This is a genomic window from Vitreoscilla massiliensis, assembly GCF_001457815.1.
GTDB classification, from domain to species: Bacteria; Pseudomonadota; Gammaproteobacteria; order Burkholderiales; family Neisseriaceae; genus Vitreoscilla; species Vitreoscilla massiliensis.
The window spans coordinates 310,883-324,540 of sequence record NZ_LN898216.1 but is presented as its reverse complement, the minus strand read 5'-3'; the positions used below and the strand labels follow the sequence as shown (position 1 = coordinate 324,540).

4 protein-coding genes, 2 tRNA genes, 3 rRNA genes and 1 pseudogene are annotated in these 13,658 nt (G+C 44.8%); 9 read left to right on the top strand and 1 reads right to left on the bottom strand.

Features of this window, described 5'->3' with window-relative positions:
- Positions 1-62: 62 nt before the first annotated feature.
- The 5 genes from BN3003_RS02195 to rrf all read left to right on the top strand — a co-directional run bounded on the left by BN3003_RS02195 (position 63) and on the right by rrf (position 5,555).
- Positions 63-1,600: ribosomal RNA gene (locus BN3003_RS02195) — 16S ribosomal RNA — on the top strand.
- Positions 1,601-1,679: 79 nt separating this feature from the next.
- Positions 1,680-1,756, top strand: a tRNA-Ile gene (locus BN3003_RS02190).
- Between the two features lie 138 nt (positions 1,757-1,894).
- Positions 1,895-1,970 (top strand) — tRNA-Ala (locus tag BN3003_RS02185).
- Positions 1,971-2,383: 413 nt separating this feature from the next.
- A 23S ribosomal RNA gene (locus BN3003_RS02180) occupies positions 2,384-5,275 on the top strand.
- Between the two features lie 166 nt (positions 5,276-5,441).
- Positions 5,442-5,555: ribosomal RNA gene (gene rrf, locus BN3003_RS02175) — 5S ribosomal RNA — on the top strand.
- The 16S, 23S and 5S rRNA genes sit together here with 2 tRNA genes alongside, the layout of an rRNA operon.
- 181 nt (positions 5,556-5,736) lie before the next feature.
- Here the strand turns inward: rrf and BN3003_RS18300 are convergent.
- A pseudogene (locus BN3003_RS18300) lies at positions 5,737-6,389 on the bottom strand (IS1595 family transposase).
- Positions 6,390-6,928: 539 nt separating this feature from the next.
- Here BN3003_RS18300 and BN3003_RS02160 point away from each other — a divergent pair.
- From BN3003_RS02160 to leuE, 4 genes are all read left to right on the top strand, one after another.
- Entirely contained in the window at positions 6,929-10,714 is a 3,786-nt protein-coding gene (locus BN3003_RS02160) for a pilus assembly protein (protein WP_058305094.1), read from the top strand.
- Positions 10,715-10,949: 235 nt separating this feature from the next.
- Positions 10,950-12,089 carry a glutamine-hydrolyzing carbamoyl-phosphate synthase small subunit gene (gene carA, locus BN3003_RS02155; protein ID WP_058305093.1) on the top strand — a complete coding sequence of 380 codons (1,140 nt, stop codon included), beginning with the start codon at positions 10,950-10,952 and terminating at the stop codon, positions 12,087-12,089.
- A gap of 30 nt (positions 12,090-12,119) precedes the next feature.
- A complete protein-coding gene (locus tag BN3003_RS02150) occupies positions 12,120-13,007 on the top strand; it encodes a PhzF family phenazine biosynthesis protein (RefSeq protein ID WP_082625496.1) in 888 nt (295 codons plus the stop codon).
- Positions 13,001-13,648 (top strand): leucine efflux protein LeuE, encoded by a 648-nt coding sequence (gene leuE / locus BN3003_RS02145; RefSeq protein WP_058305091.1) that lies wholly within the window; start codon positions 13,001-13,003, stop codon positions 13,646-13,648. The genes BN3003_RS02150 and leuE overlap by 7 nt, the downstream gene beginning before the upstream one ends.
- Positions 13,649-13,658 lie beyond the last annotated feature (10 nt).

Genomic DNA, 13,658 nt, shown 5'->3' with positions numbered 1-13,658 from the left:
GTGATCATTTCTCGTTCTTTTCTTTTGAGAAGCAGACCAGAAGTTATATTAGCTTAGAGATTAAACATAAGAGTTTGATCCTGGCTCAGATTGAACGCTGGCGGCATGCTTTACACATGCAAGTCGAACGGCAGCATGGGTGCTTGCACCTGATGGCGAGTGGCGAACGGGTGAGTAATACATCGGAACGTACCAAGTAATGGGGGATAACTACTCGAAAGAGTGGCTAATACCGCATACGCCCTAAGGGGGAAAGCAGGGGATCTTCGGACCTTGCGTTATTTGAGCGGCCGATGTCTGATTAGCTAGTTGGTGGGGTAAAAGCCTACCAAGGCGACGATCAGTAGCGGGTCTGAGAGGATGATCCGCCACACTGGGACTGAGACACGGCCCAGACTCCTACGGGAGGCAGCAGTGGGGAATTTTGGACAATGGGGGGAACCCTGATCCAGCCATGCCGCGTGTATGAAGAAGGCCTTCGGGTTGTAAAGTACTTTTGTTAGGGAAGAAAAGCTTGTTGATAATACCAATGAGTCATGACGGTACCTAAAGAATAAGCACCGGCTAACTACGTGCCAGCAGCCGCGGTAATACGTAGGGTGCAAGCGTTAATCGGAATTACTGGGCGTAAAGCGAGCGCAGGCGGTTATTTAAGTCAGGTGTGAAAGCCCCGAGCTCAACTTGGGACGTGCATTTGAAACTGGATAACTAGAGTGTGTCAGAGGGGGGTAGAATTCCACGTGTAGCAGTGAAATGCGTAGAGATGTGGAGGAATACCGATGGCGAAGGCAGCCCCCTGGGATAACACTGACGCTCATGCTCGAAAGCGTGGGTAGCAAACAGGATTAGATACCCTGGTAGTCCACGCCCTAAACGATGTCAATTAGCTGTTGGGAGATTAAAAGCTCTTGGTAGCGTAGCTAACGCGTGAAATTGACCGCCTGGGGAGTACGGTCGCAAGATTAAAACTCAAAGGAATTGACGGGGACCCGCACAAGCGGTGGATGATGTGGATTAATTCGATGCAACGCGAAGAACCTTACCTGGTCTTGACATGTGCGGAATCCTCCAGAGACGGAGGAGTGCCTTCGGGAACCGTAACACAGGTGCTGCATGGCTGTCGTCAGCTCGTGTCGTGAGATGTTGGGTTAAGTCCCGCAACGAGCGCAACCCTTGTCATTAGTTGCTACCATTCAGTTGAGCACTCTAATGAGACTGCCGGTGACAAACCGGAGGAAGGTGGGGATGACGTCAAGTCCTCATGGCCCTTATGACCAGGGCTTCACACGTCATACAATGGTCGGTACAGAGGGTAGCCAAGCCGCGAGGTGGAGCCAATCTCATAAAGCCGATCGTAGTCCGGATCGCACTCTGCAACTCGAGTGCGTGAAGTCGGAATCGCTAGTAATCGCAGGTCAGCATACTGCGGTGAATACGTTCCCGGGTCTTGTACACACCGCCCGTCACACCATGGGAGTGGGGGATACCAGAAGTAGGTAGGATAACCGTAAGGAGTCCGCTTACCACGGTATGCTTCATGACTGGGGTGAAGTCGTAACAAGGTAGCCGTAGGGGAACCTGCGGCTGGATCACCTCCTTTCTAGAGATAGAAGAGGCTTGACGCATTCACACTTATCGGTAAACTGAAATGAAGATGCAAGAAGAAACAGCAACGACCTGGGTTTGTAGCTCAGCTGGTTAGAGCACACGCTTGATAAGCGTGGGGTCGGAGGTTCAAGTCCTCCCAGACCCACCACTTATTAAGTAAGACTTATAGGTGATGGTTGTGGTTGGTACGGAGTTAGCTGAGTATGATGTATTCAGACGAGGCGAGAAGAAGCGAAGCATACTTATGTATGTGAGCGACTGAGCAACGAAGTATCAATACATCAGAGGGGGCATAGCTCAGTTGGTAGAGCACCTGCTTTGCAAGCAGGGGGTCATCGGTTCGATCCCGTTTGCCTCCACCACTGACTGCTGTAGTAACTTTGCAAATCAAAGAAGATTAACAGCTGCGGCTGTTATTTGTTTCCTTGTTAATAAGGAAATGGTATACTAGTCGTCTTTGATTTGCGAAGCGTGTGAGCGGATAAGCAGTACAAAGCGAAACACATAAAAAGCAACGCATTGATCTTTAAAAAATTAGAAAGCCGAAATCAACAAACAAAAGACAATGTTGTTGTTTAAGCAAGACGTAAGTCAGCCTTTACAGGCCGCTTAAATAACACAGTAATTTGGGTGATGATTGTATCTGCGATTAACGAATTCAAAAGGCGTTAATCGTAACAACCAAGTAGTAAGCTTTATTGTAAGAGAGAATCAAGTTTAAGGAAGACACGTCAACTGTCCAGTTAAACAAAGTCAGAGGTTCTTGAAATGATAGAGTCAAGTGAATAAGTGCATCAGGTGGATGCCTTGGCGATGATAGGCGAAGAAGGACGTGTAAGCCTGCGAAAAGCGTGGGGGAGCTGGCAATAAAGCTTTGATCCCGCGATGTCCGAATGGGGAAACCCACTCAATTTATTGAGTATCCTAGACTGAATACATAGGTCTAGAGAAGCGAACCTGGAGAACTGAACCATCTAAGTACCCAGAGGAAAAGAAATCAACCGAGATTCCGTAAGTAGTGGCGAGCGAACACGGAAAAGCCTGTTAGTGATATTAGTCGAGATAGAAGAACATTCTGGAAAGTATGACCATAGAGCGTGATAGTCGCGTATTCGAAATCTCAATTAAGGTACTAAGCTAACGACAAGTAGGGCGGGACACGAGAAATCCTGTCTGAATATGGGGGGACCATCCTCCAAGGCTAAATACTCATCATCGACCGATAGTGAACCAGTACCGTGAGGGAAAGGCGAAAAGAACCCCGGGAGGGGAGTGAAATAGAACCTGAAACCTGATGCATACAAACAGTGGGAGCGGACTTGTTCCGTGACTGCGTACCTTTTGTATAATGGGTCAACGACTTACGTTCAGTAGCGAGCTTAACCGAATAGGGGAGGCGTAGAGAAATCGAGTCTTAATAGGGCGATTAGTTGCTGGGCGTAGACCCGAAACCGAGTGATCTATCCATGGCCAGGATGAAGTTGCCGTAACAGGTAATGGAGGTCCGAACCCACTAATGTTGCAAAATTAGGGGATGAGCTGTGGATAGGGGTGAAAGGCTAAACAAACTCGGAGATAGCTGGTTCTCCCCGAAAACTATTTAGGTAGTGCCTCGAGGTACACTGATGGGGGTAAAGCACTGTTATGGCTAGGGGGTTATTGCAACTTACCAACCCATGGCAAACTAAGAATACCATCAAGTGATTCCTCGGGAGACAGACATCGGGTGCTAACGTCCGGTGTCAAGAGGGAAACAACCCAGACCGCCAGCTAAGGTCCCAAATGATAGATTAAGTGGTAAACGAAGTGAGAAGGCCCAGACAGCTAGGATGTTGGCTTAGAAGCAGCCATCATTTAAAGAAAGCGTAATAGCTCACTAGTCGAGTCGTCTTGCGCGGAAGATGTAACGGGGCTCAAATCTATAACCGAAGCTGCGGATGTGCGCGTAAGCGTATGTGGTAGGGGAGCGTTCTGTAGGCCTGCGAAGGTGTGTTGTGAAGCATGCTGGAGGTATCAGAAGTGCGAATGTTGACATGAGTAGCGATAAAGGGGGTGAAAAGCCCCCTCGCCGAAAGCCCAAGGTTTCCTACGCAACGTTCATCGGCGTAGGGTGAGTCGGCCCCTAAGGCGAGGCAGAGATGCGTAGTCGATGGGAAACAGGTTAATATTCCTGTACTTGATTTAAGTGCGATGTGGGGACGGAGAAGGTTAGGTCAGCAAACTGTTGGAATAGTTTGTTCAAGCCGGTAGGTGGAATTCTTAGGCAAATCCGGGAATTCATTAACACCGAGAAGTGATAACGAGGTTCTACGGAACTGAAGTGACCAATACCACGCTTCCAGGAAAAGCCACTAAGCTTCAGCTTAAATCGAACCGTACCGCAAACCGACACAGGTGGGCAGGATGAGAATTCTAAGGCGCTTGAGAGAACTCGGGAGAAGGAACTCGGCAAATTGATACCGTAACTTCGGGAGAAGGTATGCCCCATAACGTTAAGGATTTACTCCGTAAGCGATGTGGGGCCGCAGAGAATAGGTGGCTGCGACTGTTTATTAAAAACACAGCACTCTGCTAACACGAAAGTGGACGTATAGGGTGTGACGCCTGCCCGGTGCTGGAAGGTTAATTGAAGATGTGCAAGCATCGGATCGAAGCCCCAGTAAACGGCGGCCGTAACTATAACGGTCCTAAGGTAGCGAAATTCCTTGTCGGGTAAGTTCCGACCCGCACGAATGGCGTAACGATGGCCACACTGTCTCCTCCCGAGACTCAGCGAAGTTGAAGTGGTTGTGAAGATGCAATCTACCCGCTGCTAGACGGAAAGACCCCGTGAACCTTTACTGTAGCTTTGCATTGGACTTTGAAGTCACTTGTGTAGGATAGGTGGGAGGCTTTGAAGCAGAGACGCTAGTTTCTGTGGAGCCGTCCTTGAAATACCACCCTGGTGACTTTGAGGTTCTAACCCAGATCCGTTATCCGGATCGGGGACCGTGCATGGTAGGCAGTTTGACTGGGGCGGTCTCCTCCCAAAGAGTAACGGAGGAGTTCGAAGGTTACCTAGGTCCGGTCGGAAATCGGACTGATAGTGCAATGGCAAAAGGTAGCTTAACTGCGAGACCCACAAGTCGAGCAGGTGCGAAAGCAGGACATAGTGATCCGGTGGTTCTGTATGGAAGGGCCATCGCTCAACGGATAAAAGGTACTCCGGGGATAACAGGCTGATTCCGCCCAAGAGTTCATATCGACGGCGGAGTTTGGCACCTCGATGTCGGCTCATCACATCCTGGGGCTGTAGTCGGTCCCAAGGGTATGGCTGTTCGCCATTTAAAGTGGTACGTGAGCTGGGTTTAAAACGTCGTGAGACAGTTTGGTCCCTATCTGCAGTGGGCGTTGGAAGTTTGACGGGGGCTGCTCCTAGTACGAGAGGACCGGAGTGGACGAACCTCTGGTGTACCGGTTGTCACGCCAGTGGCATAGCCGGGTAGCTAAGTTCGGAAGAGATAAACGCTGAAAGCATCTAAGCGTGAAACTCGCCTGAAGATGAGACTTCCCTTGTGGTTTAACCACACTAAAGAGTCGTTCGAGACCAGGACGTTGATAGGTGAGGTGTGGAAGAGCGGTAACGCTTGAAGCTAACTCATACTAATTGCTCGTGAGGCTTGACTCTATCATTTGAAGAACTTCGAATGATGAAGCTTACTACAATAAGCATACAATTCATTACCTGTTGATTTAAGTTTACGTAAGGCGCATAATACGCGACTTACAAAAAGCGAACCTTGTGAAAACAGTCCAAAGACGCTTCACAAAACGGCTTTCTAATACCCTTTTTGTTTGGCGGCCATAGCAAGTTGGTCCCACGCCTTCCCATCCCGAACAGGACCGTGAAACGATTTAGCGCCGATGATAGTGTGGATTACCCATGTGAAAGTAGGTCACCGCCAAACTCCCCATTCTAAAGCCCTGATGCAATGCATCAGGGCTTTATTCATTTCAGACGCAGATCGACCAAAAGCACCAAAAGCACCAAAAGCACCAGAACACACAGTAAAGCGGCCTGTAAATCCAGTAATGGGCGCTTACAGGCCGTTTTTATTAATATTTAGATTTAGGGACTGTCCTAGATAACTAGGTTAAATTCACTCTTACTAATTGTTTTAAAATGAAAATTTGTACTTTAATTTCACTGTGGTTAAAGCGCCATTCACATTCCTTCAAAGTATAGCTCAAAATGCTCTTTTGGGATGCCATTGAATTTTCGTAAATGCCGTTTTGCTTGGTTCCAAAAATTTTCAATTTCGTTAATGTGGTTATGCTTTTCTGCAAAATGTGTGCTGTGATTGATGCGAAAATGGCTGAGTTCACTCACATCCAATACGTCGTAGCTTCTGTAACTGTCTGTATAAACGATGCTGTCTGGTTTAACCTGCTCACGGATTATGGGCAATAAAGTGGTGGTTTGAGTATTTAGGTACAGCGACGGTATAAACTTGGCTATTGCGCTTTAAAAGCCCGAATACAGCTACTTTCCCAGCAGCACCTCGTCCACGCTTACCTTTTCGATGCCCACCAAAATAACTTTCATCTATTTCAATTTCACCATCAAGCATTTCCAAATGAGGGCTGTTTTGAAAAATGAGTAGCCGTAAACGGTGGAAATAATACGCAGCCGTACTTTTATTTAAACCAACCAACTCTGCTGCTGTTCGGGCAGTAACTCCCGCAACAAACAGTTCAATCAATTTATATTGTTTGTACTGACAAAGACAGCTTTTTCTCATAGGACTATTCTAACCTGAAGTTGAATATTCCTAGTTATCTAGGACGGTCTCTAGATTTATTGCTTACAACTTTAAAGTCTGATTCAGCTAAATTGATACTATTCTAAATAGCCGAGTTTATTGTTGTTGTTCAACTTGGTAGGCAGTATATAAATTTTCGGTATCTCCCCTAATGACTAAGAAAAATGCTTTCATAAAACTAAATCGCGCAAGTGCAAATAGCCATTAGTCCATACACTATGCCAAGTAAGTTACTAAATAGTTCATTCGGTATGTTTCAAGAACGAATTGAGAAGACTTTGAATAGGGCTATGTCTATGTGACTGTATATGAGCTGATAGATTACATTTAATATTTGATGGACTTATAGGGCTTACTTATTGCAAAGAAGTGTTTCCATTTATGGCGTATTATGCCCGCTTGGTAAATTATATGTAATGGCTGGAGAATCTATAGCACAATCTAGGCGTGAAAATTTATATTACTTATCAATTGTGATCGGTAAGTAACACAGTTAAATAATAAATGTGGGATTGGTCATGAAAATATCTCAAGTTAAAGAAAAAAAAATACGTCATTATGTATTAATGGCATTGACGACATTTTGCGTTGCGATTCCAACCTCGACTCAAGCTGATGTGTTGGTAAGTGAAAAACCTCTGGTGGGGGCGGTAACCAGTTATGGTCCAAATGTGGTTATTGATTTATCGATAGAATATCCGACTGCAGGTTTTGCGTATCCAACTACGACAATGGGAAATCTTGATGAATTTAAGACAACATCACCTAGGTTTCTCGGTTATTTTGATAATGCTAAATGTTATACCTATGTGCAAGAAAGTGGATCCAATGCAACAGGTACACGATTAGGTTATTTTACACCTAGTGGATATGCTAAAAATATTAGTGGTTACTGGGGGTGCGATGGTGCTAATGATTACAGTGGAAATTTCATGAATTGGTTCACAATGTCTGCTATGGATATTTATAGACAAACCATGACGGGTGGTAATCGAGCTAAAGGTTTGGGTGCCACTGCAGCTGTTTATAATGCAGGTGATACCACTACTTCGACTTTCTTACGTAAAGGTCGTTATCAATCTCCAAATTCCTCTTTGAAAACGTTAACATTTCCAGCTTCTCAGGTTAGTACTGTACTTAAATCATTGTTACCAGATAAATTTTCAAGCACAACTGGCAGTGGTAGTGGCGCCAGTTACGTATATTTAGAGAAAAGCGGTACCAATGTTAAATTTTATGCTCGTCATAATATTTCTGGTGTAGATCAATTTCAGGTTGGATTGGGTAAAAATGATGGTAGCGCCACTGGGACAGGTTCTGAAGTAGTTACAGTTGTCGTTGAGGCTTGCAGAGCAGGGTTTCTAGAGACCAATTGTAAGAAGTATGGTAGCGTGTATAAGCCAGAAGGGCAAATGCAGGAAAATATCATTACTGATTTAAGCCAACGTCAAGAGTCGCCTAAATTTTCATTATTCAGTTATTTGAATATTGCCAATAATGTTCAAGATGGTGGCGTGATGCGTTCGCCGCTGAAATATTTAAATAATGAAGTTAATCAAAGTACTGGACAGTTTCCAGTGAATCCTGATAATTTGGCTTTGAATAGTTCGACAAGTTTAACTGGTACTTATTATTTACAAAATAGTAACGGTACACTTAATAGTGGTGTAATTAACTACATTAATAAATTTGGTGATGCTAGTGGGTATAAAACCTATGATCCAGCGGCTGAGTTGTATTATGCTAGTTTACGGTATTTGCGCGGTAAATCAAATTTATCTCAGTATATTAATGGATTAAGTGCATCTTCAACGGACGGTTTTCCTGCATATTTGAAATGGAATGACCCATATAAAACTGCATATGATGATAATGACGATGTATCTAAAATGATCTGTAGATCAAATATGATTATGTATTTAGGCGATACGAATAGTCACCAAGATAGAGGATTACCAAATTTTGAAGTAGGTTCTGAAGGCACAAGTGTTGCCATTACTGATGATGATATTCCTACAGCAGATTATCTTAAAAAGATATTGGTAGCTGAGGGTAAGGGAGCAAACCCTAGTTTGTATACCTCGTACGGTTCTCAAAATAGTCCTGCGGGCATTTCGGCATTGGCATATTGGGCTCATGTAAATAATATACGTGGTTATGCTGGTGATACTGTGACAAGTGTTAAACCTATTACAGTCAATAGCTTTATGATAGATGTGGTAGAAAATGGACGGTATAAAAATGCTGGTAATGCATTTTATTGGGCAGCCAAATATGGTGGGTTTGATACTACAACTGGTTTGACATTGCCATTGGCACGCAGTCAATGGACCACAGATGCAGTAGGTGCAACTACCATTGCAGATTTTACAGATGGTGTACCTGATTACTATGCTGCTGCAAACAATCCTAATAACATGGTAAGTGCAATTAAGGCCGCATTTGAAAAATCCAAAATATCAGGATTGGCCGCACAAACTGCAGTTGGTAGTGGTAGTACAACCATGAATATCAAAGTTTCAAATGATGGTACTCAAGGTGATTTGATGTTCCAGTCACTTTACGATGGACAAAATTGGACAGGTGATTTGCAAGCTTTTAGATATATCAAGCAAGGTACTAAATGGGTGAAACCAGCGAGTCCCAACTGGTCTGCTGCCAATATTTTAGATAGCAATTATCACAATGCTAGTAATTATGCAAATCGTACACAGGTATTTACAACTGTTGGTGGGGTGGCAACTGCGTTTAATACTGCAAATGCAAGTGGATTGACTTCGGCTTTAGGTTTATCAACTACTGCAGAAGCAACAACATTGATTCAATATATTTTGGGTAATTCTGCTAATGAAGGATTATCTGATAGTACCAGAACACGTAAGTCTATTCTGGGTACTTTGGTAAATTCCCCATCATTAGGTATTACAACTGATGCTTCTGGATTGGAATGTGCAGCTAATGCACCAGCTAATCCTCCTATTCATGTGGGTGTAGCTGCTAATGATGGTATGTATCATATTTTTAATTCAAGTGGCCAAGAAGTATTTTCATATTTACCGAGCACCAGTTTGGCTGAGTTGAAGATGTATGCAGATAAAAATTATGACCATATCTATTTGAATGATGGTAGTAGTACCTTGAAAACCTATTGTGAAGGTGGTGCAACTGCAACTCCAACATCGTATGTGGTTGGTGCGACGGGCCGTGGTGGTAAGAGTGTGTATGCATTTGATGTAACCAACTTATCAACCCCTAACGCAAATACAGTATTGTGGGAGTTTACTGATGCAGATATGGGTTTAACCATAGGTGAGCCTGTATTAACCCAAGATCAAGCAGGGCGCCCTATTGCATTGGTGACCAGTGGTTATAACAGTGGTACTGCTAATGGTTATTTATATGTACTTTACTTAGATAAGCCACGTGGTCAAGCTTGGGCAGTTAATTCTAATTACTTTAAAATCGCTTTAGGTAATTCTGGTGTTGCGGGTGCATTTGCTTATGATGCTAACCGAGATGGTAAAGTTGACCGTGTGTATGTTGGTGATTTAAGTGGTTCTGTATGGAGAGTAGACCACGCTACAGCGGGTAGTTGGATGACAGCATTTAGTGGTGCGCCACTGATTAATGTGGGTAAGAATATTACGGCCCAAGTCTCAGTACAAATGGTCAGCAATCAAGTTATGGTATTTTTTGGGACTGGTAAATATTTGACTGGTACTGATTTAACTGGGCAATCCAATTCGGTGTATGGTGTTTTTGATAATAACAATGCGATTACTACACCGAAATTGTTAGATCAAACTTTGTCGCAACAAGTAAATCCAGTGGACAGTTCTAATCCTGTGACATGGAGTATTACGAAAAATCCAATGCCTAGTGGTTATGATGGTTGGAAAATTGATTTATGGCCTAATCAAATAGTGGTAGATACAGTAGATTACTTACCACGAAGTAAGAGTGTGACTGTGCGCGTTATTCAGCCAGATACTGTAAGTGATCCATGTACTGTATCAGGAGCTTCATATGACTTAACTGTGAAAGCGTATACTGGGGCTGATTTGGATCAAGCTATTTATGATACAAATGGTGATGGTGTGATTAATAGTTTGGATATTAAAGGTGGTTTCTTCAAGGCTGGTGACACCATACAACCATTTGCAAAAATCATTACATTAACCAATACGTCTGGTGTGACGGATGGTTGTGATACCTATAGTGTGGATAGTACTGATCCTCAGTGTCGTAAAGATCCTAGTGAGGCAATGCGTTTCAAACGCTTGTCATGGCGTGAAATCTTCTGATTTGGCATGAAAAAAAAGCTACCCTAGAAATAGGGTAGCTTTTTTATTGCTTAAATGTCGTAAATTCAGTAAAATAGCTTGCTTCTAAGGCATGGATGACATGTCAAAAAAGCACGTAACACAGTTGTTAGTACACTGTGTGGCGTGTTTTTTTTTAACCATAATTCGCATGGCTTTAAAAAACGCAATACAAACAACATGCTATCTGTTTGTTGCAGAAAAGAATGGAATCCAAATGACGACAACTGCTGCAATTTTGGTATTGGCTGACGGAAGTGTTTTCCGTGGTCAATCCATTGGTTTTGAAGGTAGTACCGTGGGTGAAGTGGTATTCAATACCGCGATGACCGGCTACCAAGAAATATTAACTGATCCATCATACACCAAACAAATGGTCACTTTGACCTATCCCCATATTGGTAATACAGGTTGCAACTCACAAGACACTGAATCACGACAAGTGTTTGCCGCCGGTTTGATTATTCGTGATTTGCCTATCGTGGCAAGCAATTTCCGCTCTGAACAAAGCTTACAAGACTATTTGGTGGCGAATCAAACCGTTGCCATTGCCGATATTGATACCCGTCGTTTGACCCGCATTTTGCGTGATAAAGGTGCTCAAGCAGGTTGTATTTTGACCGGTAATGATTTGACTGCGGCCGACGAAGCGCGTGCTTTGGAACAAGCCAAAGCATTTGGCTCTATGGCAGGCAAAGACTTGGCCAAAGAAGTGACTTGTGCTGTGTCTTATGAATGGACTGAAGGCGAGTGGACTTTGGAACATGGTTTCCAAAAACCCGCTCAGCAACCATTCCATGTGGTGGCTTATGATTATGGTGTGAAAACCAATATCTTGCGCATGTTGGCTGAACGCGGTTGTCGTTTGACTGTGGTTCCTGCCCAAACACCTGCCAAAGATGTGTTGGCTTTGAATCCAGATGGCGTGTTTTTATCGAATGGTCCTGGCGACCCGCAGCCTTGCGATTATGCGATTACTGCCATTCAAGAAATTTTGGCCAGCAAAAAACCATTGTTCGGTATTTGCTTGGGTCACCAATTATTGGGTTTGGCTGTTGGCGGTAAAACCCGCAAAATGCCATTTGGTCACCACGGTGCCAACCATCCCGTGCAAGATGTGGATGCCAATAAGGTGATGATTACCAGCCAAAACCACGGTTTTGAAGTGGATGAAGCCAGTTTGCCGGCCAATGTGCGTGTGACCCACCGTTCATTGTTTGATGGTTCGGTGCAAGGCATAGAATTGACAGACCAAGAAGCGTTCTCATTCCAAGGTCACCCAGAAGCGAGCCCTGGCCCGCACGATGTGGCTTACTTGTTTGACCGTTTCATCAACGCGATGTCAGCGAAATCCTAAACAGAAAGCGGCCTGTAAACCATGAATGCCATGTCTTTGCCTACGGAATTACATGATTACGCTTATGTGCTGGTGAATGTGTTTGCACCCAGTCATTTTGCTGGCAACCCATTGGCGGTGTTTCCGCATGCCGATGGTTTGAGCGATGCTGACATGCAAGCCATCGCGATACAAATGAATTTGGCCGAAACCGTGTTCGCGTTTAAAAGCGAGGAAGCGGTGGCTAAATTGCGCATTTTCACGCCTGATTATGAATTGCCGTTCGCAGGACACCCTGTTATTGGGGCGGCACGGGTATTGGATCAATTGAAGCGCTTGCCGGCGGAATTCAGCGTGCAAACCGAAGCGGGCATGACCCAATTGCAACGCGACAAAATGCGCTACACCTTTACCCGAGAGCAAGGTGTGTGCAGCGATGTGGACAGTGCTGAGGTGGCTGAATTGTTGGCGGCTTTGGGTTTGGATGAATTGTCCATCTCCAGCGCGCCGGCTTGGGTCAATACTGGCAGCGAACAATTGTTGTTGGAAGTGAGTCAGACCGAGGTATTGGGCAGCATCAAGCCCGATGCGGCCAAATTGTCGGCGTGGTTTGCCAAGCAAGGCAAGCGGGCAGCGGTGTATTTGTGGCATGAGAAAAACCGCTATGTGCGTGTGCGCTTTTTCAGCGCCGTGGGCAATGCCTTGACCGAAGACATTGGTACAGGTTCAGCCTGTGCCAATTTGGGCGGTTGGTGTTTGGCCCATGGTTTGAGCGATGTGGAATGGTTGATACAGCAAGGTGATTATCTGCGCCGTCCCAACCGTTTGCATTTGCGTACCAGCGCCGCAGGTTTGATTTATGTGGGCGGTGAAACCATCGTGGTGGGTCATGGCAGTTTGAGTGTGCCACAAGCGATTAAGGAGACGGAATCATGTTAGGTGTGATTGATTTACCGACTTATGTGATTGGTGTGATTGCCATCATTTTGTTGCCTGGGCCCAATTCCATGTTTTGTCTGACCGTGGGTGCGCAATACGGGGTGAGAAAAGGCTATACCGCTGCGGCCGGTGTGTTCATCGGCGACTTGGTATTGATGACTTTTTCGGCGTTGGGCGCGGCTTCATTGATGATTAAGTATCCGGCCATTTTTAATGTCATTAAATATGTCGGCGGTGCTTATTTGGCCTATTTGGGCACGAAGATGATCATCGGCGCCATCAAAGGCTGGATGAAACCGGTTTCTGAGACCGTGGCTGAACCGAGTTTGCAAAACCCGAATGTGTTTGGACGGGCGCTGTTTTTGAGCTTGCTCAATCCCAAAGCCATTTTGTTCTTTATTTCGTTTTTCGTGCAGTTTGTTGATCCAAGCTATCCGTATCCTGTGGTGAGTTTCGCTGTGCTTGCAGGCATTTTGCAAGTGGTGAGTTTGACTTACTTAAGCGTGTTGATTTTTTCAGGGGCGCATTTGGTGCGCTGGTTTCGCAGCCGTCACAAGATTGCGGCCACCGGCCTTGCCTCTGTAGGTGCTTTGTTCATGAGTTTTGCTGTCAAATTGTGGACAGCAACGATTGCCAATTAGATTTTAATAT

Excerpts from the sequence above, each read along its gene's own strand:
- BN3003_RS02160 (WP_058305094.1), top strand. The coding sequence starts at position 6,929 with ATGAAAATATCTCAAGTTAAAGAAAAAAAAATACGTCATTATGTATTA.
- carA (WP_058305093.1), top strand. The coding sequence starts at position 10,950 with ATGACGACAACTGCTGCAATTTTGGTATTGGCTGACGGAAGTGTTTTC.
- BN3003_RS02150 (WP_082625496.1), top strand. The coding sequence starts at position 12,120 with ATGTCTTTGCCTACGGAATTACATGATTACGCTTATGTGCTGGTGAAT.
- leuE (WP_058305091.1), top strand. The coding sequence starts at position 13,001 with ATGTTAGGTGTGATTGATTTACCGACTTATGTGATTGGTGTGATTGCC.